The sequence below is a fragment of the Cetobacterium sp. 2A genome (genome assembly GCF_014250685.1).
Classification (GTDB): Bacteria; Fusobacteriota; Fusobacteriia; order Fusobacteriales; family Fusobacteriaceae; genus Cetobacterium.
Map to the genome: position 1 here is coordinate 792305 of NZ_JACFAJ010000006.1, position 23801 is coordinate 816105.

The 23801-nt window shown below is 31.8% G+C and carries 28 protein-coding genes; all 28 read left to right on the forward strand.

Translation table 11 applies throughout. From position 1 onward, the window contains the following. Positions 1 to 14: 14 nt before the first annotated feature. The 28 genes from rplR (at position 15) to H3N56_RS07875 (ending at position 23740) form a co-directional block, all read left to right on the forward strand. Positions 15 to 383, forward strand: coding sequence for a 50S ribosomal protein L18 (gene rplR / locus H3N56_RS07740; protein WP_185880627.1), 369 nt, complete (start codon positions 15 to 17; stop codon positions 381 to 383). Positions 384 to 407: 24 nt separating this feature from the next. After that, positions 408 to 911, forward strand: a complete 504-nt coding sequence (gene rpsE, locus H3N56_RS07745) for a 30S ribosomal protein S5 (protein ID WP_185880628.1) — start codon at positions 408 to 410, stop codon at positions 909 to 911. An 11-nt stretch (positions 912 to 922) separates the two neighbouring features. Beyond that, entirely contained in the window at positions 923 to 1105 is a 183-nt protein-coding gene (gene rpmD, locus H3N56_RS07750; protein WP_185880629.1) for a 50S ribosomal protein L30, read from the forward strand. Between the two features lies 1 nt (position 1106). After that, positions 1107 to 1583, forward strand: a complete 477-nt coding sequence (gene rplO / locus H3N56_RS07755; RefSeq protein WP_185880630.1) for a 50S ribosomal protein L15 — start codon at positions 1107 to 1109, stop codon at positions 1581 to 1583. A 57-nt stretch (positions 1584 to 1640) separates the two neighbouring features. After that, a complete protein-coding gene (secY, locus tag H3N56_RS07760; protein WP_185880631.1) occupies positions 1641 to 2921 on the forward strand; it encodes a preprotein translocase subunit SecY in 1281 nt (426 codons plus the stop codon). Between the two features lie 57 nt (positions 2922 to 2978). Beyond that, a complete protein-coding gene (locus H3N56_RS07765; RefSeq protein WP_185880632.1) occupies positions 2979 to 3620 on the forward strand; it encodes an adenylate kinase in 642 nt (213 codons plus the stop codon). 26 nt (positions 3621 to 3646) lie between these two features. Beyond that, the gene (gene map / locus H3N56_RS07770; protein ID WP_185880633.1) at positions 3647 to 4414 is read left to right on the forward strand and encodes a type I methionyl aminopeptidase; all 768 of its coding nucleotides are present in this window, start codon (positions 3647 to 3649) and stop codon (positions 4412 to 4414) included. Positions 4415 to 4494: 80 nt separating this feature from the next. Further along, positions 4495 to 4713, forward strand: a complete 219-nt coding sequence (gene infA, locus H3N56_RS07775) for a translation initiation factor IF-1 (protein WP_185880634.1) — start codon at positions 4495 to 4497, stop codon at positions 4711 to 4713. A 28-nt stretch (positions 4714 to 4741) separates the two neighbouring features. Beyond that, complete coding sequence (gene rpmJ / locus H3N56_RS07780; protein WP_185880635.1) at positions 4742 to 4855, forward strand: 50S ribosomal protein L36; 114 nt, start codon at positions 4742 to 4744, stop codon at positions 4853 to 4855. A 167-nt stretch (positions 4856 to 5022) separates the two neighbouring features. Continuing rightward, on the forward strand, positions 5023 to 5379 hold the full coding sequence (gene rpsM / locus H3N56_RS07785; protein WP_185880636.1) for a 30S ribosomal protein S13: 357 nt from the start codon (positions 5023 to 5025) through the stop codon (positions 5377 to 5379). A gap of 55 nt (positions 5380 to 5434) precedes the next feature. After that, positions 5435 to 5824: a 30S ribosomal protein S11 gene (gene rpsK, locus H3N56_RS07790; protein ID WP_185880637.1), complete on the forward strand. Its 390-nt coding sequence runs from the start codon at positions 5435 to 5437 to the stop codon at positions 5822 to 5824. 82 nt (positions 5825 to 5906) lie between these two features. Beyond that, the gene (gene rpsD, locus H3N56_RS07795; protein WP_185880638.1) at positions 5907 to 6494 is read left to right on the forward strand and encodes a 30S ribosomal protein S4; all 588 of its coding nucleotides are present in this window, start codon (positions 5907 to 5909) and stop codon (positions 6492 to 6494) included. 27 nt (positions 6495 to 6521) lie between these two features. Then, the gene (locus H3N56_RS07800) at positions 6522 to 7499 is read left to right on the forward strand and encodes a DNA-directed RNA polymerase subunit alpha (RefSeq protein WP_185880639.1); all 978 of its coding nucleotides are present in this window, start codon (positions 6522 to 6524) and stop codon (positions 7497 to 7499) included. 24 nt (positions 7500 to 7523) lie between these two features. After that, on the forward strand, positions 7524 to 7874 hold the full coding sequence (gene rplQ / locus H3N56_RS07805; RefSeq protein WP_185880640.1) for a 50S ribosomal protein L17: 351 nt from the start codon (positions 7524 to 7526) through the stop codon (positions 7872 to 7874). Between the two features lie 244 nt (positions 7875 to 8118). Further along, positions 8119 to 8436 (forward strand): rhodanese-like domain-containing protein, encoded by a 318-nt coding sequence (locus tag H3N56_RS07810; protein WP_185880641.1) that lies wholly within the window; start codon positions 8119 to 8121, stop codon positions 8434 to 8436. A gap of 224 nt (positions 8437 to 8660) precedes the next feature. Next, positions 8661 to 9404 (forward strand): 30S ribosomal protein S2, encoded by a 744-nt coding sequence (gene rpsB, locus H3N56_RS07815; RefSeq protein ID WP_185880642.1) that lies wholly within the window; start codon positions 8661 to 8663, stop codon positions 9402 to 9404. Between the two features lie 93 nt (positions 9405 to 9497). Further along, a complete protein-coding gene (gene tsf / locus H3N56_RS07820; protein WP_185880643.1) occupies positions 9498 to 10388 on the forward strand; it encodes a translation elongation factor Ts in 891 nt (296 codons plus the stop codon). Between the two features lie 69 nt (positions 10389 to 10457). After that, the gene (gene pyrH / locus H3N56_RS07825) at positions 10458 to 11174 is read left to right on the forward strand and encodes a UMP kinase (protein ID WP_185880644.1); all 717 of its coding nucleotides are present in this window, start codon (positions 10458 to 10460) and stop codon (positions 11172 to 11174) included. A gap of 18 nt (positions 11175 to 11192) precedes the next feature. Next, the gene (gene frr / locus H3N56_RS07830; protein WP_185880645.1) at positions 11193 to 11753 is read left to right on the forward strand and encodes a ribosome recycling factor; all 561 of its coding nucleotides are present in this window, start codon (positions 11193 to 11195) and stop codon (positions 11751 to 11753) included. A gap of 98 nt (positions 11754 to 11851) precedes the next feature. Next, complete coding sequence (locus tag H3N56_RS07835) at positions 11852 to 12544, forward strand: isoprenyl transferase (protein WP_185880646.1); 693 nt, start codon at positions 11852 to 11854, stop codon at positions 12542 to 12544. Beyond that, positions 12541 to 13362, forward strand: coding sequence for a phosphatidate cytidylyltransferase (locus H3N56_RS07840; RefSeq protein WP_185880647.1), 822 nt, complete (start codon positions 12541 to 12543; stop codon positions 13360 to 13362). The genes H3N56_RS07835 and H3N56_RS07840 overlap by 4 nt, the downstream gene beginning before the upstream one ends. Positions 13363 to 13410: 48 nt before the next feature. Beyond that, a complete protein-coding gene (locus H3N56_RS07845) occupies positions 13411 to 14562 on the forward strand; it encodes a 1-deoxy-D-xylulose-5-phosphate reductoisomerase (protein ID WP_185880648.1) in 1152 nt (383 codons plus the stop codon). A gap of 8 nt (positions 14563 to 14570) precedes the next feature. Next, on the forward strand, positions 14571 to 15245 hold the full coding sequence (locus H3N56_RS07850) for a thymidylate kinase (protein ID WP_185880649.1): 675 nt from the start codon (positions 14571 to 14573) through the stop codon (positions 15243 to 15245). Between the two features lie 11 nt (positions 15246 to 15256). Beyond that, complete coding sequence (locus H3N56_RS07855) at positions 15257 to 16276, forward strand: RIP metalloprotease (RefSeq protein ID WP_185880650.1); 1020 nt, start codon at positions 15257 to 15259, stop codon at positions 16274 to 16276. A gap of 40 nt (positions 16277 to 16316) precedes the next feature. Further along, positions 16317 to 17390 (forward strand): efflux RND transporter periplasmic adaptor subunit, encoded by a 1074-nt coding sequence (locus tag H3N56_RS07860; RefSeq protein ID WP_185880651.1) that lies wholly within the window; start codon positions 16317 to 16319, stop codon positions 17388 to 17390. Beyond that, positions 17391 to 20402 (forward strand): efflux RND transporter permease subunit, encoded by a 3012-nt coding sequence (locus H3N56_RS07865; RefSeq protein ID WP_185880652.1) that lies wholly within the window; start codon positions 17391 to 17393, stop codon positions 20400 to 20402. An 86-nt stretch (positions 20403 to 20488) separates the two neighbouring features. Then, complete coding sequence (locus H3N56_RS07870; protein ID WP_185880653.1) at positions 20489 to 21874, forward strand: sigma-54-dependent Fis family transcriptional regulator; 1386 nt, start codon at positions 20489 to 20491, stop codon at positions 21872 to 21874. Positions 21875 to 21997: 123 nt separating this feature from the next. Continuing rightward, entirely contained in the window at positions 21998 to 23740 is a 1743-nt protein-coding gene (locus H3N56_RS07875; RefSeq protein ID WP_185880654.1) for a peptidylprolyl isomerase, read from the forward strand. Positions 23741 to 23801 lie beyond the last annotated feature (61 nt).

Sequence of the window (23801 nt, forward strand, 5' to 3'; positions counted from 1 at the left end):
AGGAGGTTAGTGCGTTGTTTAAGAAAGTTAATAGAGACGCTATAAGAAGAAGAAAGCACTTATCAATCAGAAACAAGATTTCTGGTACAGCTGAGAGACCAAGACTTTCTGTATATAGATCTAACAACAACATCTTTGCTCAACTAATCGATGACGTAAATGGGGTAACTTTAGCTTCTGCATCTACTATCGATAAAGAGATCAAAGCAACTGTAAAACACGGAGGAAATGTTGAATCAGCTAAATTAGTAGGAAAAGTTCTTGCTGAGAGAGCAACTGCGAAAGAAATTTCTGCAGTAGTATTTGACAGATCTGGATATAAATACACAGGAAGAATAGCTGCCCTTGCAGAAGCTGCAAGAGAAGCGGGATTAAACTTCTAATTCTTGTAGAGAGGAGGACTTGACTTGTCTAAGTTTGTAAATAGAGAAGAGAAACAATTTCAAGAGAAATTATTAAAGATTTCTAGAGTTTCTAAAACGACTAAGGGAGGAAGAACTATATCTTTCTCAGTTTTAGCCGGTGTTGGAGACGCTGAAGGTAATGTTGGAATAGGATTAGGAAAGGCCAATGGCGTTCCTGATGCAATCAGAAAAGCTATAGCTGCGGCTAAGAAAAATATGATAAAGGTATCTTTAAAAGGTACAACTATTCCTCACGAACTAGTAGGTAAATGGGGAGCAACATCTATATGGATGGCCCCAGCTTATGAAGGTACAGGAGTAATCGCAGGATCATCTTGTAGAGAGGTTCTTGAATTAGCAGGAGTACACAATATTCTTACTAAAATCAAAGGATCGAGAAATAAGCATAACGTTGCAAGAGCTACAATCGAGGCTTTAAGACAGTTAAGAACTGCTGAAGAGGTTGCAGCTTTAAGAGGAAAAGAAGTAAAGGATATCTTAAGCTAGGAGGTAAAAAAATGGCAAAGCTGAGAATAGAGCTTGTTAAAAGCATAATCGGAAGAAAGCCTAACCATATAGCAACTGTAAAGTCGCTAGGGCTTAAGAAGATGAACGATGTAGTAGAGCATAACGTGACTCCTGAATTAAAAGGGAAAATCGCTCTTGTTTCTTACCTATTAAAAGTAGAGGAGGTGCAATAATATGAAACTTAACGAATTAAAGCCTTCTATACCTAAGAAAGCTAGAAAGAGAGTTGGAAGAGGAGAATCTTCAGGACTTGGAAAGACAGCTGGAAAAGGAAGTAACGGACAAAAATCAAGAGCGGGTGGAGGAGTTAAACCTTACTTCGAAGGGGGGCAAATGCCTCTTTACAGAAGAGTTCCTAAAAGAGGTTTCTCTAACGCACTATTCAGAAAAGATTATGCTATCATAAACTTATCTGATTTAAATAGATTTGAAGATGGGACTGAAGTAACTCCTGAGCTATTAGTAGCTTCTGGATTACTAAAGAAACTTCAAGCTGGAGTTAAAGTTTTAGGAAACGGAGAGTTAGAGAAGAAAGTTTCTTTAAAAGCTCACAAGGTTTCTGAAACTGCAAAAGCTGCAATCGAAGCAAAAGGTGGATCTGTAGAGATAATCGAAGTAAAAACTTTTGCTGATGTTGCAAAAAATAACTAATCATAGTATACTTGTAAAAGTAGAAAAAATTAGTTATTAAGGGTGGGGTGAAGAGTTGTGACGTTAATTGAAAAGGTTAGCATGAAACTTAGAGGTATTGTTAAAATTCCTGAACTGAGAGATAGAATTATCTTCACCTTATTGATGTTCCTAGTAGCTAGGGTAGGGACTTACATCCCTGCTCCTGGTGTAGATATAGATCGTTTAGCACAGATGACTGCGCAAAACGATCTACTAGGATATATTAATATGTTCTCAGGAGGAGCTTTTCAAAGAGTTTCTATTTTTGCATTGGGAATAGTTCCATATATCAATGCTTCAATAGTATTTAGTTTATTAGCAGTAATAATACCAAAACTCGAAGAGGTCCAAAAAGAAGGGGAGTCTGGGAGAAATAAAATTTCTCAATGGACAAGATACCTAACTATTGCAATTGCCATAGTACAAGGAATTGGAGTATGTACTTGGTTACAGTCTGTAGGACTTGTAACTACACCAGGATTTATATTTATGTTAACTACAATTACTACATTAACTGCTGGTACAGTATTTTTAATGTGGGTTGGAGAACAGATTTCTTTAAAAGGAATCGGAAATGGAGTATCTCTTCTGATATTCTTAAACATAATCTCTGGTGCACCAGGAGCAATCATTCAAACTATTCAGGATATGCAAGGAAGTAAATTCTTAATACCTGTTTTATTATTAGTTGGTTTTGCTGCTGTGTTATCTGTAATGGGAATAGTTATATTTCAATTGGGACAAAGAAAAATTCCTGTTCACTATGTGGGTAGAGGATTTGGTGGAAAAGGTGGAATGGGTCAAAACTCATATATTCCTTTAAAGCTTAACAGTTCTGGTGTAATGCCAGTAATCTTTGCGTCAGTTGTAATGATGATACCATCATTGATTGTAAATATGCTACCGGGAACTTTTCCTGGAAGAGTAATGCTTGCGAGACTGTTTAATGATCAGCACCCGGTATACTTAATACTGTATGCTTTAGTTATTATATTTTTCTCATTCTTCTATACAGCTATAGTTTTCGATCCTGAAAAGGTTGCTGAAAATTTAAAGCAAGGTGGAGGAACAATTCCAAGCATTAGACCTGGATCAGATACAGCTGATTATCTTGAAGGAGTTGTAACTAGAATAACTTGGGGAGGCGCTATATTTTTAGCTGCTATTGCCATATTACCAATGATCTTATTCAAGTCTTTTGGACTTCCAATTTTCTTTGGAGGAACAGGAATAATAATAGTTGTTGGAGTAGCTCTAGATACTATACAACAGATAGATGCTCATCTTATCATGAAAGAGTATAAGGGATTCTTATAATATCTATGGCACGGCAAGAAAGTCGTGTCATTTTTTTTATTAAAAGGAGATGGATAAATGAATATTATGTTATTTGGAGCACCTGGAGCCGGAAAAGGTACACAGGCAAAGTATATTATAGACAAATATAATATACCTCAAATTTCAACGGGGGATATTTTAAGAGCATCTATAGCTGCAGGAACACCTATGGGTATGGAAGCTAAAAAATTTATGGATGAAGGAAAATTAGTTCCTGATTCTACAATAATAGGAATTATAAAAGAGAGATTATCTGAAGAAGATTGCAAAAATGGATTTATTTTAGATGGTTTCCCAAGAACTTTAGCTCAAGCTGAAGCTTTGGACGAATTAATGAAGGAATTAAATATATCTTTAGATAAAGTTATATCTTTAGATGTTCCTGATGAATTAATAGTTGGAAGAATTACAGGCAGAAGAGTTTGTTCTAAATGTGGAGCATCTTTCCATGTAGAATTTAATCCTCCAAAATCTGAAGGTGTTTGTGATTATTGTGGTGGAGAACTTATTACTAGAAAAGATGATACAAAAGAAACAGTTACTAAGAGATTAGAAGCTTATCATGATCAGACAGCTCCATTATTTGATTTTTACAAAGCAAAGGGAGTTTTAGCTGAATTAGATGGAACTAAAGAAATAGAAGAAATTAAGAATGAGATATTCTCAATTTTAGGATAATTTTTTAGAATCTAGAAAGGATTGATATGATAATATTAAAAAGTTTAGACGAAATAAAAGAGATAAGAAAAGCTAATCAAATTATTGCCAGACTTTATGAAGAAGTTCTGCCAAAATATATAAAAGCTGGAATCTCTACAATGGAGTTAAATAAAATTATAGAAGACTATATCAGAAGTGCGGGAGCAATTCCAGCAACTATTGGTGTAGGTGGTCCTTTTAATCCTTATCCTGCTGGTTCTTGTATTTCTTTGAATGATGAAGTTGTTCATGGAATTCCAAAAGCGGATAAAATTTTAAAGGATGGAGATATCGTAGGAATTGACGTAGTAACAAATTTAAATGGATTTTTTGGAGATTCAGCTATAACATTCCCAGTTGGAGAAATAGACGAAGAAGCAAAAAAATTACTTAAAGTTACTAAAGAAGCTAGAGATATCGGAATTGAAGCTGCTATTGTAGGAAATAGATTTGGTGATATAGGTTATGCGATTCAAGAGCATGTTGAAAAAAATGGGTTTTCTGTTGTAAGGGATTTTTCAGGGCATGGAGTAGGTAAAAGTATGCACGAAGATCCTTGTATTCCTAACTTTGGAAGAAGAGGAAGAGGACTTAAAATAGAAAACGGTATGGTTTTAGCAATAGAGCCTATGGTAAATGTTGGAAGCTATAAAGTTGCCATTGAAAATGATGGATGGACTGTAGTTACAAGAGATGGAAAAAGGTCTGCACATTTTGAACATTCTATTGCAATAGTTGATGGAAAACCTATTATTTTGAGTGAACTGGACTGATAAAATTTATCAAAAAAGACCTAGACTTTTTGTGGTAAAAATGTTAGAATATTTTGAAGTTCTGTTCGATAGGAGGAATTATGTCAAAAAAGGATGTTATCGAATTAGAAGGCACTATTGTTGAGGCCCTTCCAAATGCGATGTTTAAAGTTGAATTAGAGAATGGTCACACAATATTAGGTCACATTTCTGGAAAAATGAGAATGAATTACATTAAAATTTTACCAGGAGACAAGGTAACGGTACAAATCTCACCTTACGATTTATCAAGAGGTAGAATAGTATACAGAAAAAAATAATTTTATAATCACGAAAGGAGGTAACGAATTGAAAGTTAGAGCATCAATTAAGCCTATTTGTGACAAATGTAAAGTTATCAAGAGACATGGAAAGATCAGAGTAATCTGTGACAATCCTAAGCATAAGCAAGTTCAAGGATAACTTGAAGTTTTTTAACAAACTAGTACTGACATTGGAAGTACTGTAAAGGTATGCTGGGCTGTAGAGCTGTCTCTCGTGTAATTTGGTACGGGGCATACCGAAGAAAGTCTTTAGCTGATTTTAAATATCAGCAAATATATAAATTTTCGGAATAGGAGGAACGAATTTTGGCTAGAATCGCAGGAGTAGATATTCCTAGAAACAAAAGAGTTGAAATTGCATTAACTTACGTTTATGGAATTGGAAAACCAACTTCACAAAAAGTTTTAACAGAAGCAGGAGTAAACTTTGATACAAGAGTAAAAGATTTAACTGAAGAAGAGTTAAATAAAATCAGAGCGATAGTTGAAGGTATCAAAGTAGAGGGAGACCTTAGAAAAGAGGTTAGACTTGCTATCAAGAGACTTATGGACATTAGATGTTACAGAGGATCAAGACACAAGATGAACCTACCAGTAAGAGGACAAAAGTCTAAAACAAATGCAAGAACTAGAAAAGGTCCTAAGAAGCCTATAAAAAGATAATTAAATCTAATTTTTAATAACTAAAATTGATTTTAAAGTAAGGAGGTAGCTTAAGTTGGCTAAAAAGAAAGTAGCTAAGATCAAGAAAAAACTGAAAAATATTCCTAACGGAGTTGCTCATATACATTCAACTTTCAACAATACAATAGTTGCTATTACTGATACTGAAGGAAAAGTAATAAGCTGGAAATCAGGAGGAACTTCTGGATTCAAAGGAACTAAGAAGGGTACTCCATTCGCAGCACAAATCGCTGCTGAGCAAGCTGCTCATATTGCAATGGAAAATGGAATGAAAAAAGTAGAAGTTAAAGTGAAAGGTCCTGGATCAGGAAGAGAAGCTTGTATAAGATCTCTTTCGGCAGCTGGATTAGAGGTTACAAAAATAACTGATGTAACTCCAGTTCCACATAACGGATGTAGACCACCAAAAAGAAGAAGAGTGTAATCTCGACTTTAATTGATTCTACTAAGAATGTGTGCTCATTTTCGGAGCTAAATTTAATAAGTGAAGGAGGAACAGATAAGAGATGGCAAGAAATAGACAGCCTGTTTTAAAGAAATGTAGAGCTCTTGGGATCGACCCAGTTGTTTTAGGAGTTAACAAATCTTCAAAAAGAGGGCCAAGACCTAATGCAAATAAAAAGCCTACTGAATACGCAATTCAATTAAACGAAAAGCAAAAGGCTAAATTCATATACAACGTGATGGAGAAACAATTTAGAAAGCTTTATGAGGAAGCTTCAAGAAAGGATGGAGTTACAGGTTTAAACCTTATCCAATACCTTGAGAGAAGATTAGAGAACGTAGTTTACAGATTAGGATTCGCTAAAACAAGAAGACAATCTAGACAAATCGTTGCTCACGGACATATAGCTATAAATGGAAGAAAAGTTAACATAGCTTCTTATAGAGTAAAAGCTGGAGATGTAGTTTCAGTAATAGAAAACTCTAAAAATATAGATATAATTAAAACTGCAGTTGAAGGAAGCACAGTTCCAGCTTGGTTAGAGCTTGATAGAGCTAACTTCTCTGGTAAAGTTCTTCAGAACCCTAGTAAAGATGACTTAGATTTCGATCTAAACGAAGCTTTAATAGTTGAGTTCTACTCTAGATAATAAAACCCTTTAATAGGAGTTGATCAGATGTTAAAAATCGAAAAACATGCAAGAGGTATTAACATTACCGAATTAAAAGAAAGTGACTTCAAAGGGCAATACATAATTGAACCTTTATATAGAGGATACGGACATACAATCGGGAATGCTTTAAGAAGAGTATTACTTTCATCTATACCTGGTGCAGCTATCAAGGGAATAAGAATTGACGGAGTTCTAAGTGAATTTTCAGTTGTAGAAGGTGTTAAAGAGGCTGTAACTGAAATAATTCTTAACATAAAAGAAGTAGTTATAAAAACTGAATCTGCTGGAGAAAGAAGAATGACTCTTTCTGCAAAAGGACCAAAAGTAGTAACTGCAGCTGATATCATACCTGATATTGGCTTAGAAATTGTAAACCCAGATCAAATTATCTGTACGTTAACTACAGATAGAGAAATCGACATGGAATTCCTTGTTGATACAGGTGAAGGGTTTGTTGTATCTGAAGATATTGAGAAAAAAGATTGGGCAGTAGATTATATAGCAGTTGATGCTATATATACTCCAATTAGAAAAGTATCATACTCTGTACAAGATACAATGGTAGGAAGAATGACAGACTTTGATAAACTTACTCTTGAGGTAGAAACTAACGGTAGTATTGCAATAAGAGATGCTATTTCTTATGCAGTAGAACTATTAAAACTGCATCTAGATCCTTTCCTAGACTTAGGAAACAAAATGGATCATTTAAGACTGGATATAGAAGAAGAGGAAGAATCTCCTGCTTATACAGCTAAAGATGATAATGTACTAAACATAAAAATAGAAGAGCTAGATTTAACAGTTAGATCATTTAACTGTTTAAAGAAAGCTGGAATTGAGGAAGTTGGGCAATTGGCTAGAATGTCAATGAACGAACTTCTGAAAATAAAAAATCTAGGAAGAAAATCCCTAGATGAGATCCTTGAGAAGATGAAAGAATTAGGATTCGATCTGAATGGCAATGGATCTGCTGAATAATTAGACAAGGAGGATAGCTAACTAATGAACCACAATAAATCATATAGAAAATTAGGTAGAAGATCTGATCATAGAAAAGCAATGCTAATGAACTTAACTATATCTCTAATTTTATCTAATAGAATAGAAACAACAGTAACTAGAGCAAAGGAACTTAGAAAGTTTGCTGACAGAATGGTAACTCTTGGTAAAAAAGGAACTTTAGCTTCTAGAAGAAGTGCATTTGCATTCTTAAGAAGTGAAGAGGCCGTTGCTAAGATATTCAATGAACTAGCACCTAAGTACTCTGAGAGAAATGGTGGATACACTAGAATCATCAAAACTTCTGTAAGAAAAGGTGACTCTGCAGAGATGGCTATAATCGAGTTAGTTTAATTACTAGCTCTTTGGGAGAGATCGACTTTTGTCGATCTTTTTTTTCTTACTAAAAAGAGGAAAGACCAGAATATTGATGTATAATATGGGCATAAGGGAGGAGCGAATAGTAAAAGTAATTTTCTATTGTTGGTTTTAAATGGGGTTGATCCCCAAGTAACTTAACAAATACTCCCCCCAAAAGGCCCGCTATACGCGGGCCTCTCCCATTTTTTGGAATAAATTTTATAAAAGGAGGATAATAATGATAATAGAAATTGATAACGCTAAAGCTTTAGAACTTTTAGAAAATAATAGTATTATGGTAATTGATGCAAGAACGCCTTATGAAATAGATGACTCTGAGTTATTGACAGAAGATGCAATAAATTTAGATATATCTAATAAAGATCATTTTGAAATGATGGTAGAAATGCTTTCTAAAGATCTTGAATATTTAATTTATTCAAATAATGGAATTGCTTCAATAAGACTGGCTAGAATTCTGGAAGAAAAAGGATTTGAAACAATTTACAACTTAACAGAAGGATTAACTGGATTAGATAAAGATAACTCTTGCTGAGGGTTTTAATACTATATTTCTAGGTTAGAATAACAAAATAAATAAATTCACATAGTTCAGAGTGTTGAACAACATTTAAATCAATCTTGACATAACCCCAAAAAAATGATAGAATAACTTGCTATTAAAATGCACACTGATTATTTCTAGACAGGGTGCCCTTTTGGGGATGTTTAGTTTTGAGGTCAGTGGAAGAATAACCAAAATTTTAGGAGGAAAAAAATATGGCAGTAATTACTATGAAACAATTACTTGAAGCTGGAGTTCATTTCGGACACCAAGCTAAAAGATGGAATCCAAAGATGGCTAAGTACATCTTCACTGAGAGAAACGGAATCCACGTAATCGATTTACACAAATCTTTAAAGAAAATTGAAGAAGCTTACTCAGTTATGAGAGAAATCTCTGCAGCTGGAGGAAAAGTATTATTCGTTGGAACTAAAAAGCAAGCTCAAGAAGCTGTGAAAGAACAAGCTGAAAGATCAGGAATGTACTACATCAACAACAGATGGTTAGGTGGAATGTTAACAAACTACAAAACTATCCAAACTAGAGTAGAGAGATTAAAAGAATTAGAAAGAATGGAAGCAGACGGAACTTTAGATACTGCTTACACTAAGAAAGAAGCAGCTAACTTCAGAAAAGAATTAGTAAAGCTTTCTAAGAACCTTTCTGGAATCAAAGATATGAAAACAGTTCCTGCAGCTATATTCGTAGTTGACGTTAAGAAAGAAACTCTAGCAGTTGTAGAAGCAGCTAGATTAGGAATACCTGTATTCGCTATGATCGATACAAACGTAGATCCAGATCTAATAACTTACCCAATTCCTGCAAATGATGACGCTATCAGATCAGTAAAATTAATTTCATCTGTAATGGCTAACGCTATCATCGAAGGAAACCAAGGAAGAGAAAATGCTGATGTTGCTTCTGCAGAATTAGCAATTGCTGAAGGTTCAGCTGAGTAATTAATACATAAAAATTAAGGAATTGAGTACTAGTACTCAATTCCTTGTACTATATAGGTTATAAATTCGAGTTAAAATTTAAGGAGGATTAAAATGGCAGAGATTACAGCTAAGTTAGTAAAAGAACTAAGAGATAGAACTGGTGCTGGAATGATGGATTGTAAAAAAGCATTAGGAGAAACTAATGGAGATATAGAAAAAGCTATTGACTACTTAAGAGAGAAAGGAATAGCTAAAGCTGCTAAGAAATCAGGAAGAACTGCAGCTGAAGGATTAATATTCGAAGGAATTTCTGCAGATTCAAAAACTGCAGTAGTATTAGAGTTCAACTCTGAGACAGATTTCGTTGCAAAAAATGATGAGTTTAAATCATTCGGAAACAGATTAGTAGAGTTAGCTTTAACTCCAGCAATCAATACTGTTGAAGAATTAAAAGCTGCTGAATTTGTACCAGGAAAGACTGTTGAAACTGCTGTTACTGAGTTAATCGCTAAAATCGGAGAAAACATGTCTATAAGAAGATTCGAAAAAGTTACTACAACTGGTTTCGTAACTACTTATAACCACCTTGGAGGAAAGCTTGGAGTTATCGTTGAGATGACTGGAGAGCCTACAGAAGCTAACATAGTAAAAGCTAAAGATATCGCTATGCACGTTGCTGCTATGGATCCAAAGTATGTTGATAGATCGGTTGTTACTACTGATGACTTAGAGAGAGAAAAAGAAATCACTAGAAAACAATTAGAAACTGAAGGGAAACCAGCTCAAATTATCGAAAAGATACTTGTTGGAAAAATGAACAAATTCTTTGAAGACAACTGTCTAGTTGATCAAATATTTGTTAAAGCTGAAAACAAAGAAACAGTTGCTCAATATGCAGGAGACATCAAAGTTGTATCATTTGCTAGATACAAAGTTGGAGAAGGAATCGAGAGAGAAGTAGTAGATTTCGCAGCAGAAGTTGCAGCTCAAATTAAAGGGTAATAAAAAAGCATAGGGGATGCATCTGCATCCCCTTTTTTTAAAAAAATAAATGCTGAGGAGAAGAAGCGCATGAAACCTATATATAAAAGAATTTTATTAAAGTTGAGTGGAGAAGCTCTAATGGGGGAACAAGAATTTGGTATTTCTTCAGAGGTTATTTCTTCTTATGCTAAGCAAATAAAAGAAGTTGCAGACTTAGGGGTAGAAGTAGGGATAGTTATTGGTGGAGGAAATATTTTCAGAGGATTATCGGGAGCTTCGCAAGGAATTGATAGAGTTACTGGAGATCATATGGGAATGCTTGCTACAGTAATCAACTCTTTAGCTCTTCAAAACTCTATTGAGAGTTTAGGAGTTCCAACAAGAGTTCAAACTGCAATAGAAATGCCACAAATAGCAGAACCTTTCATAAAAAGAAAAGCTCAAAGACATCTTGAAAAAGGTAGAGTTGTAATATTTGGAGCTGGAACAGGAAATCCTTATTTCACGACAGATACAGCAGCGGCTTTAAGAGCCATTGAAATTCACGCAGATGTAGTTATAAAAGCTACAAAGGTAGATGGAATTTATGATAAAGATCCAGTTAAATTTGCGGATGCAGTAAAATATCATGAAGTTACATACACAGAAGTTTTAAATAAAGATTTAAAAGTTATGGATGCAACTGCTATTTCATTATGTAGAGAAAATAAATTACCAATAATAGTATTTGATTCTTTAGTTGAAGGAAATATAAAGAAAGTAGTTATGGGTGAAAGCATCGGAACTATAGTAATAGAAGGATAATTTTAGGAGGGAAAATAAATGAGTGCAAAAGTTTTAATGAATGATTGTATAGATAAAATGGATAAAGTAATAGAAGCTACAAAAAATAAATTTGCTAGTATCAGAGCTGGAAGAGCTAACGTTGCAATGTTAGATGGAATAAAAATAACTCAGTATGGTTCTGAAATGCCACTAAATCAATTAGGATCAGTGTCATCTCCAGAGGCTAGATTACTTGTAATCGATCCTTGGGATAAGTCAGTTATACCTGCTATAGAAAAATCTATTATGCAATCAAACCTTGGACTTACTCCAAACAATGATGGGAAAGTTATCAGATTAATGATACCTGAATTAACTGCAGATAGAAGAAAAGAATACGTAAAGTTTGCTAAATCAGAAGCTGAAAACGGAAGAATTGCAGCAAGAAACGTTAGAAAAGATGTTAACAACCACCTTAGAAAATTAGAGAAAGATTCAGAAATAACTGAAGATGATCTTAAGAGAATGGAAGATGACGTTCAAAAGTTAACTGATAACACTATCAAGATGATAGATGATTTATTAGCTAAAAAAGAAAAAGAGATAACAACTGTATAATAAATGCACAGAGGTTCTTAATAGAACCTCTTTTTTTATAGAAAAATTCTGATAAATATGTTAAAATTTATTGAGATATGGTGAGGTGATTAAAAATTATGAAATTTGAAATTCCAGAGCACGTAGCCATAATTATGGACGGAAATGGAAGATGGGCTAAGTCAAAAGGTTTACCTAGAACTTTTGGACATAAAGAAGGAGCAAAAACTCTTAGAAAAATTCTAACACATGCGAGTGAAATGGGAGTTAAGTATTTGACGGTATATGCTTTTTCAACAGAAAATTGGAAAAGAGCAAAAGAAGAAGTTGATGCTTTGATGTTTTTATTCAAAACTTATATAAAAAATGAAAGAAAAAATATTATGGAAAATAATATAAAATTTATAGTTTCTGGTAGAGAAGAAGGAGTTAGTAAATCTTTGTTACAAGAAATGAAAAATTTAGAAAATATAAGTTCAATGAATACGGGAACGACATTAAATATTGCTTTTAATTATGGTGGTAGATCTGAAATAATTGATGCTGTAAATAAAATTTTATCAGACGGCGTAAAAGAGATAGAAGAAGAAAGTTTTAAAAAATATTTATATAGAGATATTCCAGATCCAGAGCTTGTAATAAGAACTAGTGGAGAGATGAGAATATCCAATTTTTTATTGTGGCAAATAGCATACTCTGAATTTTATATAACAGAAACTCATTGGCCAGACTTTGATGAAAAGGAATTTGATAAAGCTATTAGAAGTTATAAATGTAGAGAACGAAGATTTGGAGGAGTTAAAGAAGTATGATAAATAGATTGTTAGTTGCACTTATAGGAATTCCTATTTTAATTTTAGTTCTAATTAAGGGTGGGTTCTTACTGCTTATATTTTGTAATTTGATAATAGCAATAGGAATGTACGAGTTTTATAGAATGGCTGAGTTAGGTGGAAAAAGACCTTCTAAAAGATTAGGGTATGTTGCAGGTATTCTTATACCAAATTTAATTTATTTTAGTAGTCCTGATAACATTGGAGTTGCAATTGCTTTTCCAATTGTATTAACAGTTTTAGGCTGTATGAGTAAAAGGGTTTTAGAAAATAAAGTAGAAAATTCTAGTACTGATGTCGGAATCACGCTTTTAGGTGTAGTGTATGTTTCGGTATTATTTAGTCATTTATTACTTATGAGTTACCTACCAAATGGTGGAAAGTGGTTATTATCAGTCCAAATTTTAGTTTGGGTTTGTGATTCATTTGCATACTTTACAGGAATGAGTATTGGAAGAAAAATATTCAAAGATGGTTTTAGTATAATAAGTCCTAAAAAATCGATAGAGGGATCAATTGGAGGAACTCTATTTACAATTTTAGCTCTGTATTTTTTAAATAAATACGTTGGATTAATAACTGTTAGTTACTCTACATATGTAATAGTTCTATTAGGATTTGCAATAAGTGTAGTGGCTCAAATAGGTGATTTAGGTGAATCTATGTTTAAAAGAGAATTTAAAATAAAGGATTCAGGAAGAGTATTGGGAGAACATGGTGGAGTACTAGATAGATTCGACAGTATGCTGTTTGTTGTTCCGACTGTATATTATATCTTGAAATTATTTATATTTTAACAAATATAAAGGCAGCTTTAGAGCTGCCTTTTTTACAAGGAGAGACAGATGAAAAAGATAACAATACTTGGGTCAACTGGTAGTATAGGGACAAATGCTCTTGAAGTAATTAGAAATTCTGATGAAAAATTTGAAGTTATAGGATTAAGTGGACATTCTAATTATAAGTTACTTATTGAACAGATAAAAGAATTCAATCCGAAATATGTTTGTGTTGGAACAGAAGAAGGTTATAATCAAGTAAAAAAAACATTTGAAAATATAGAGATTTATTTTGGTGAGAGAGGACTAAAGACTCTTGGAGAACTGCAAGAAACAGATATTTTATTAACGGCAGTAAGTGGTGCTGTTGGAATTGAAGCAACAGTTGCTGGAATTAAAAATGGAAAAAGAATTGCTCTAGCAAATAAAGAAACTATGGTAGCTGCGGGACCATATATAAATAAACTTTTAAAAGAAAATCCAAAAGCTGAGATAATTCCAGTAGATAGTGAGCACTCAGCAATATTCCAATCTCTTTTGGGTGGAAAAAAGAATGAGGTATCAAAACTTATAATAACAGCAAGTGGTGGAACTTTTAGAGGGAAAAAAACAAAGGATCTTTTAAATGTGAAAGTAGAGGATGCTCTAAAACATCCAAATTGGTCAATGGGAAAAAAAATAACTATCGATTCATCAACTCTTGTAAATAAAGGTCTTGAAATAATTGAAGCTCATGAACTATTTGGAGTTAGTTATGATGATATAGAGGTTTTAGTTCATCCACAGAGTATAGTTCATTCTATGGTTGAATTTTGTGATAAATCAATAATCGCTCAAATGGGTGTTCCTGATATGAAGATACCTATTCAATATGCATTTACATATCCTGAAAGAAAAGAGAATAAAATATTTGAATCTATTGATTTTAGAAAAGCTAGTACGCTTACATTTGAAGAACCAGACAGAGAGACGTTTAAAGGGATAGATTTAGCATTTAGAGCTGGAAGAGCAGGTGGAACAATGCCATCAGTGTTTAACGCCGCTAACGAGGTTGCTGTAGACCTATTTTTAAAAGGGAAAATAAAATTTTTAGAAATATATAAAATAATAGAATCTGCAATGGATCAACATGAAATCTTGGAGATAGAAAATATAGAAACTGTTAAAAAATCTGATTTAGAAACAAGAAATTGGGTTAATAAAAATTACAACAAATAGGAGAAAAGATGGGAAAACTTATAGTTATAGAGGGAACAGATAGCAGTGGAAAACAAACTCAAACAGAAAGAATTTATGAAACTCTTTTAAATGAGAAGAAAAATATAAAGAAAATATCATTTCCAAATTATAGTAGTCCAGCTTGTGAGCCAGTAAAAATGTATTTAGCTGGAAATTTTGGAAAAGAAGCAACAAAAATAAATCCATATCCTGTATCTACAATGTTTGCAATTGATAGATATGCATCTTTTAAAATGGATTGGGAAAATTTCTATAACAGTGATGGAATCATTATAACGGATAGATATGTTACATCAAATATGGTGCATCAAGCTTCTAAAATTTCAGATTTAAAGGAAAAATATGAATATTTAGATTGGTTAGAAGATCTTGAATATAATAAAATTGGAATTCCAAAACCAGATTTAGTAATATTTTTAAACATGCCTACAGAAGTAGCTATAAAACTTATGGAGGAGAGAAAAAATAAAATTACTGGTGAGGATCAAAAAGATATCCATGAAAGTGATAAAGAATATTTAAAAAAATCATATGAAAATGCTTGTGAAATTGCTAAAAAATACAATTGGGCAGAAGTAAAATGTGTAGATGGAGATAGATTGAAAACTAGAGAAGAAATATCAAAAGAAATATATGACCTAGTAGAAAAACTAATTAAATAGATGGAGGAAAAATGAATATATTGATAGCACTTTTAGTATTAGGGATAATAATAATAATACATGAACTCGGACATTTTTTAGCTGCTAGATTATTTAAAATGCCAATATCGGAATTTGCAATAGGAATGGGACCAGAAATTTATTCATACTATGGTGGGAGAACAAGCTATTCATTGAGAGCTATTCCTATCGGAGGATATGTTAATATAGATGGAATGGAAGTTGATAGTAAGGTAAAAAATGGATTTAACAGTAAAACTCCTTTTCAAAGATTTGTAGTACTTTTTGCTGGAGTATTTATGAATTTTACTCTAGCTTATATTGCAATCTTCATGATGCTTTTAATAAGTGGAAAAGCTATACAAAATCATGAACCTGTAATTGGTGAGGTTATGAAACAAGCCAATATAACATCAGTACTTGAAAAAGGTGATAAAATAAAAAGTATAGATGGAATAGAGATAAATAAATGGGAAGACATAGGAAAAGCTGTTCAGGATGCAAGTAAGAAAACAGAAAATCCACCTATAGTTATAGAGAGAGAAGGGAAAGATTTAAGTATAAATGCTCCTTTAACTAAAGCAGAAAATGACAGATACATGCTAGGTATAGTTCCAGAATACAGTATCCAAAAGTATGGAGTTATAGATGCAGCAGGTGCAAGTTTTAAAATGTTTGGGTCTATGTTTAAAGAAACTTTAAATGGTCTTAAAATGCTTGTAACTGGAAAAGTTAAAGCCAAAGAAATAAGTGGACCAGTAGGAATAGTAAAGATAGTTGGAGAAGTTAGTAAAAGTGGTGGACTTGTAATGTTTTGGTTGATTGCAATACTTTCAGTGAATGTTGGAATCTTCAACCTTTTACCATTCCCAGCTTTAGATGGTGGAAGAATAATATTTGTTATTCTTGAGATGGTTGGAATCAAAGTTAATAAAAAATTAGAAGAGAAGTTCCATATGATTGGAATGTTTATTCTATTTGGATTAATAATTTTTGCAACAGCAAATGATTTATTTAATTTAAGTCATTAATTTTAAATGAGGTTAAGAGAAAATCAGGGAGGAGTAAATTTTGAAGAAATTATACATAATTCTGATTGGCACATTGTTGTTTGTAGGATGTGGGGATTCAGGTAAAAAAAATAAGATAAAAGAAGCGAGAGTTAAAAGTGTAAAAGTAGAGGAAATTTACCAGAGTGATATTATTAAAATCAGCAGTTCTAGTGGAATAATAGAACCAGCAAATGAGATAAAGAGAATAAGTACAACTGGTGGAATTGTATCTAAAATCAATTTTAAAAATGGCGATAGAGTAAAAAAAGGTCAGATGGTATTAGAACTTCACGATCAAGATGTTGAATCAAATTATTTAAAAGCTGAAGCTTTGGAAAAGTCTGGAGAAATAGATTACAAAATAAAAAAAATCAATTTTACAAAGATTGAAAGTCTTTATAAAAAACAGCTAGTTTCAGAAGATGAGTATTTGAATTCGAAAAATGCTTTTAATCATGCTGAAGCAACGGTTAAGGGAAATAGAGCTAGTTATTTGAAGGCCAAAGACGATTATGAAAACTTAAGATTTTTAGCAAAAGAAGATGGAGTAATAACAGATTTAGAAGTTAAGATGCATGAAAAAATAATGCCAAATACAGTTGTGTATACTTTGGTAGATGATAAAAACATGTTAGTAAAGACATACGTATCTTCAGATGAAATAGAAGATTTAAAAGTTGGAGCAAATGCAAAATTAAAAGTTTCAGGATTAAAAAATGAATTACTTGGAAAAGTATATGAAATAAATCCTGTTGCTCAAAAAGATAGTAAAAAATATCAAATAAAAATAAGTTTAGATAATGATGACAAAAAATTAAGAAAAGGAATGTATAGTGATGTAAGTGTTGAGTCGGGAAAGAATTTTGGATATGTAGTTCCAAAATCTTCTATTGTAATTAAAGATCTTTCATCTTATATATTTGTAGTAGATTCAGATGTAGTAAGAAGAATAAAAATAGATAGAGGTTACTCTAACGGAGAAAATCAGGAAATTATAAGTGATCAACTTAAAGAGCCTTTAAATATTGTCATAGATGGTCAATTTATATTAGAAGACAGAGATACAGTTAAAGTACTTTCTGAGGAGGTATAAATGAATATCTCTCAATTTTCAATAAAAAGACCAGTAGTAACAACAATGATAATTGTTTCAATGGTAATTTTTGGAATAATGACTCTTATAAATTTAAAAACTCAATTACTTCCAAATTATAATATTCCAACTGTAACAGTTAGATCTAGCTGGAAGGGAGCTTCTCCAGAGGATATGGAAAAGCTTGTCACTCAAGAGATAGAGGATGGATTAACAAAAGTTGAAGGAATAAAAAGGGTTACAACTGATTCATCTATGGGAAAATCAAGTGTAACAGTTGAATTTGAGTTTGGAACAGATGTTGATTCTAAGGTTAATGACATTACAACTGCAATTAGTAGAATAAGAAATAATTTACCAGAAGATATGGATGAGCCTTGGGTAAGTAAAGCTGGAGCATTTGCTGATAGGGTTATGATGTTTAGTATAACTGGTGAAAATCAAGTAGAGCTAAAGAGTTTTGCTGATAATCTTTTAATTCCAAGATTAGAAAGAATTGAAGGTGTTGGAGAGATATCAGTCTTTGGTGGATTTGAAAGAGAAGTTCTAATAAGCTTAGATCCAAATAAACTAGAAGCATATAATTTAAATATTTCAGAACTTTACTCTATTTTAAAGAAATCTAGTTTGAATTTCCCTGCTGGATACATTAGAGAAGGGGATAAGGAATATCTTGTAAGAGTTTACGGAGAAGCAAAGACATTAGAAGATATAAAAGAGATTGTTATAAAAAATGATGAAAATAATCCGGTATATCTAACGGATGTTGCAGATGTAAGTTTATCAGTTAAAGATTTAGAAAGTTATGGAAGAACTAATGGTTCTGAAAATATAATAGTAAGTGTTGAAAAAACTGATAATGGAAATGCAATCGTTATATCAGATACAGTGAAGAATGAACTTGATAAAATTGAGTCTATGCTACCTAGAGGAGCGAAATTTAATATAAATAGAGATAGTTCTATAGATATTCAAAATTCAATAGATTCAGTAACAAAGAGTGCGATACTAGGTTTAATTCTTGCTACTGTTGTTTTATATGTATTTTTAAAAGATATTAGAGCTACACTTATAGTTTCAGTTTCTATACCGGTTTCTGTAATAGCAACATTTGGATTCTTTGGAGCAAAGGGAATGACTATAAATATAACTTCACTTATGGGGTTATCTTTGGGAATTGGAATGCTGGTAGATAACTCGATAGTAGTTATAGATAATATATTCCGTCATTTAACTGAGTATAAAGAAACTAGTGAAGTAGCAGCCGAAAAAGGTGCTACCGAAGTTATTGTACCTATAATAGCCTCTACGGCCACAACAATTGCTGTTTTCCTTCCAGTTGTTCTACAAGAAGGAAGAGCCAAAGAGATGTATCAAGATTTAAGTTACTCAATAACATTTTCTTTACTTGCATCTTTAGTCATAGCGCTAACATTTGTGCCTATGATGGCTAGTAAAATTTTAAAAAGAAAAGATGCAGAACATGAAGATGGAAAAATTTTAAAATTTTTAAGAAAGAATTATGTAAAATTGTTGGTACAATCTTTAAGAAGAAAAACTTTGTTAATTTTATCTATATTAGGATTATTTTTACTGGTTGTAGTCTACGGTGGAACCAAGATTGGTGGAGAGTTCATTCCTTATACAGACGATGGAGTATATACAGTTGTAGGGGAGCTACCAAGTGGATTAGATATAGAGAAATCTAATAGAATTTCAAAGAAATTTGAAGATGTTGTAGCAAAGGATTCATATACAAAATTATTTACTACATCAGTTAGAAAAAATTCAATAGCAGTTATAGTGGATATCGGAAAACCAGATCAAAGAGATAAAACTGTTTTTGAAATCATGGGAGAAGTAAGAAAAAAATTAGTGGATACTCCAGATGTTAAATTAAATGTTATCCCAAAAATGACTTGGGGTAGAGGAGGGGATAGAGATATAACCCTTATTTTAAAATCTGATGATAGTAATCAACTAAATTATTTTTCTAGATTGATAGAGGAAGAGATGTCTAAAAATCCTGGATTTACAGATATAACAAACTCTATGTTGAATGGAAATCCAGAAACTAGAATAATACTAGATAGAAAAAAATTAGAGTATTATGGAATGAATATGAATGACTTAACATTTGCTGTAAGTTATCAAATATTGGGAGGAGCTCCAATAAAGATAAAAACTGGAAATGATGAGTTAGATGTTACTCTACAATTGGATAAAAAGTATAGAAGTAGTTTGGATAGTTTGAAAGATATAAGGATAAAAAATCCAAGTGGAAATTCTGTGAAGCTAAGAGATATAGCTCAGTTTGAAATAGCTGAGGGAGCTTATGGAATTGAAAAAGAGGATAGAATAAGAAAAATATCAATACAAGCAAATACGATTGGGAAAATGGATTTAGTAACAGGACAAAAATTTATAAAAGAAGTAATAGAAGAGTTAAATTTACCTAAAACAGTAAGTTATAGTTTTGGTGGACAGGGAAGAAATTTACAAGAAGTTAATGCTCAACTTAAATTTGCCTTTGTAATATCAATATTTTTGATTTACTTTATACTTGCAGCTCAGTTTGAATCATATATTCTACCTTTAATAGTAATGGGAACAGTTCCATTATCAGTGATTGGAGTTTATGCTGGACTGATTTTAACAGGACAAAAAACAAACACCATGGTTTTTGTTGGAATAATAATGCTTGCCGGAATTGTTGTTAATAACGCAATAGTTTTAATCGATTATACACAGATATTATTAGAAAAAGGATTGAGTCTAAAAGAATCCATAATAAAGTCTGGAGAGGTAAGATTAAGACCAATTTTAATGACAACTATGACTACAATTTTTGGAATGGTGCCTTTGGCTTTAGGACTTGGACAAGGTAGTGAGACTTACAAGGGAATGGCTATAGCTGTAATATTCGGTTTAGGGTTCTCAACTGTTCTTACTTTGGTATTTATACCAGTATTGTTTTTCATTTATTATACAATAAAAATAAAAAAGTCTTGAAAAATGACATTTTATCTATTATAATACAGTGTTACCGGAAAACGAAAAATAACATAAATAAATAAAATAGATTGGGAGGATGAAATATGAAACACTCTATACTTGCGATTTCAGAAAGAAAAGAGACATTAAAGCAGATAAGAAAAGAACTTTCTGATTCTTATGAAATAATAACTTTTAATAATTTATTAGATGGATTAGATATGTTAAGAGAGAGCGATTTTGATATTATCTTATTAGATGAGTATCTTACATGGTTTAATTTCTCGGAGGCTAAGAGAAAGTTAAGTGGAATAGGAAAAGATTTTGTAGTTGTTGGATTACTTGATGAGGAAAAAGATGAAGTAATACAAGAGATGAAAGATGCAGATATCTATAACTATTTATTAAAACCAGTAGACATAAAAGAGATGAATAGAATTATTGTTCCAGCTCTAAGAAATCTTGAAATATTAAAAGAGAAGAGAAAATTAGAAGAAAAGCTTTATGATACTGAAGAGGAAAATGAAATAATCGGTCAGTCAACTAGAGTAAAAGAAGTTAAAAATCTAATTGATAAAGTTGCAGAGAGTGACTTAACTGTTCTTGTTACTGGAGAAAATGGAGTAGGAAAAGAGTTAATAGCTAAAGAAATATTCAAAAAAAGTGATAGAAGAAAAGAAAGTTTTATAACAATTTCATGTGCATCTCTTCCTGAAGAATTAATTGAAAGAGAATTATTTGGATATGAAAGAGGAGCTTTCCAGGGAGCTACTTCAAGTAAAAAAGGAATATTAGAAGAAGCAGATGGTGGAACAGTATTCTTAGATGAAATTTCAGCAATGGATTTAAAAGCACAAGCTAAACTTTTAAGAGTTATAGAGTATGGTGAATTTAGAAGAGTTGGTGGAAATAAAACTAGAAGAGTAAATGTAAGATTTATAGTTTCTACTAATAAAGATTTAAAAGATGAGACAGAAAAAGGAAAATTCAGAAAAGATCTATACCATAGACTTACAGTTTTCCCAATCGAAGTTGCTCCATTAAAAGAGAGAAAAGATGATATTCCTATATTAGCTAACTACTTCTTAAACAAAATAGTTAGAGATTTACATAGAGATATCCCAGTTATTTCAGGAGAGGCTATGAAATATTTAATGGAATACTCATATCCTGGAAATATTAGAGAATTAAAAAATATGATAGAAAGAATGGTTATTTTATCTAATGATAGAACTATTGGAGTAGAAGATCTTCCTCTTGAAATAAAGATGAAATCAGATACAGTTGAAAATAAAACTGTTATTGGTGTTGGACCATTAAAAGATATATTAGAGCAAGAAATATACAGCTTAGACGAAGTTGAAAAAGTAGTTATAGCTATGGCACTACAAAAAACTAGATGGAATAAGCAAGAAACTTCTAAATTACTAGGAATTGGAAGAACAACTCTGTATGAAAAAATAAGAAAATACGGTTTAGATTTTAAATAGAAATACAAAAATAAGGGGTTCTGGAAATGAACCCTTTATTTTTATATTGTGTCAGATATTGAAAAAATGGATATTTGTTGGTATAATCCAAATTAGTATCTAAAGAATATAGGGGAGTGAGTTATGGCTATTAGAAAGTTTAGAAAAAATATGAAACCTGTAGTATGGATAATTACAATATTTTTCTTAATCACTTTAGTTGCAGGTTATGTTATGTCATTTACAGGAAACAAAAAACAAGAAAACATTGCATTTGATGTAAATGGAAAAAAAGTAGAAGGATATGAAGCAGCGAGAACAATAAATAATTTCATTGAAAACTATGGAAATTATTTAGGACCAAATGCAGATAAAGACTTAGTAAGCCAATTAGCATTTAATGAATTAATAAACAAGTACTTAACTCTTGAGATTGCTAAGCAATTGAAAGTGAAAGTTCCAGGAAATGAGATTGACGAACAATATAATTCAATCGAAAAATCTTTCCCAGATGCAGAGCAGTTTAAGAGAGCTTTAGCTGCGCAGGGATATACAAGAAGTACTTTTAAAAAGGAAATAGAAGAGAATCTTCTTATTGAAAAAACATTAGAAGATTTAAAAGCAAATACAAAATTAACTCCAGAGGATATTAAAGAAAATTATATAGCTAATGAGTATACACTTTATTCTGGAAAAACACTAGAAGAAGCAACTCCAGAAATAGAAAATAACTTAAAGCAAGAAAAAGGATTAAAAGAGTATTTCTTACTTTTATCTAAAGCTAGAGAAAAAATGAAGTTAGAAGGAGTTTCTGAAGAATATAAACAATATTTGGAAACTACAGCTTTTGAAAAAGATGGATTCAAAGTTACAAATCTTGACATGGCAAAAAGAACTTTAGGAAATCTTCTTATGACTAATGGTGATAAGGAAAAAGCTGAAGAAATGACTAAAACAAGTATAGAAAATCAAATAAAAATAGCTAATATTGCTAAAGAAAAAGGAGTACTTGTTGACGAATCTTTCCCTCTAGATTATAAATTAGCTGAATACCAAAAAGGGTTATATGAAAAGCTAAAATCTGATGTTAAGGTAACAGATGAGGACTTAAAAAAATATTTTGATGATAATAAAATGGTTTACGATACATTCCCAGCAGCAACAGCTGATGTTGCAGTTGTTAAGGTAGAGCCATCGGATGAAGATAAATTAGCAGCTAAAACAAAAGCTGAAGAACTAATTAAAAAAATTACACCTAAAAATTTTGCTGAAATAGCTAAAAAGAATTCTCAAGGTCCAAGTGCTCCAAATGGTGGAGATTTAGGGACATTCTCTAAAGGAGACATGGTTCAACCGTTTGAGGATGCAGTATTTAAAGGTAAAGTTGGAGAAGTTTATCCTGAACCAGTAGAAACAGTATTTGGACAACATATAATATATGTTCAAGAAAGAGATGATGAAGCTGGAACAGCTAAAGCAAGTCATATTTTAATTGTGCCAGAAGCTTCAAAGAAAACTGTTGAAGAAAGAGATACAAATATAAAAGATATGATTGAAAAACTTCAAAAAGGAGAAATAACTTTTGATGATTTAAGTAAAGAAAAAGGTGTTTTATTCTCTAAGAAAATTGAAGGAATAAGTGATAGTGGTTATATTCCAGGACTTGGATACAATGAAAAATTAACTAAAGATATTTTTGATTCACCAATTGGTGAGATTAAAAGTGATAAATTAGAAGGAAACTATTTTATATTTAAAAAACTTTCTGAAGTTAAATATAAAGAGGGAGTTTTCGAAGAGTTAAAAAACAGAGTAGAATTCGACTATAAGAATTCTGTTGTTCAAGAAGAATTGAAAAAACTTGGAGAAGTAACAGAAGAACAATAAAAAATAAATATAAATAAAGGATTTATCTTTTCTAAAACTAATAACTAACTAGTTAATTTTA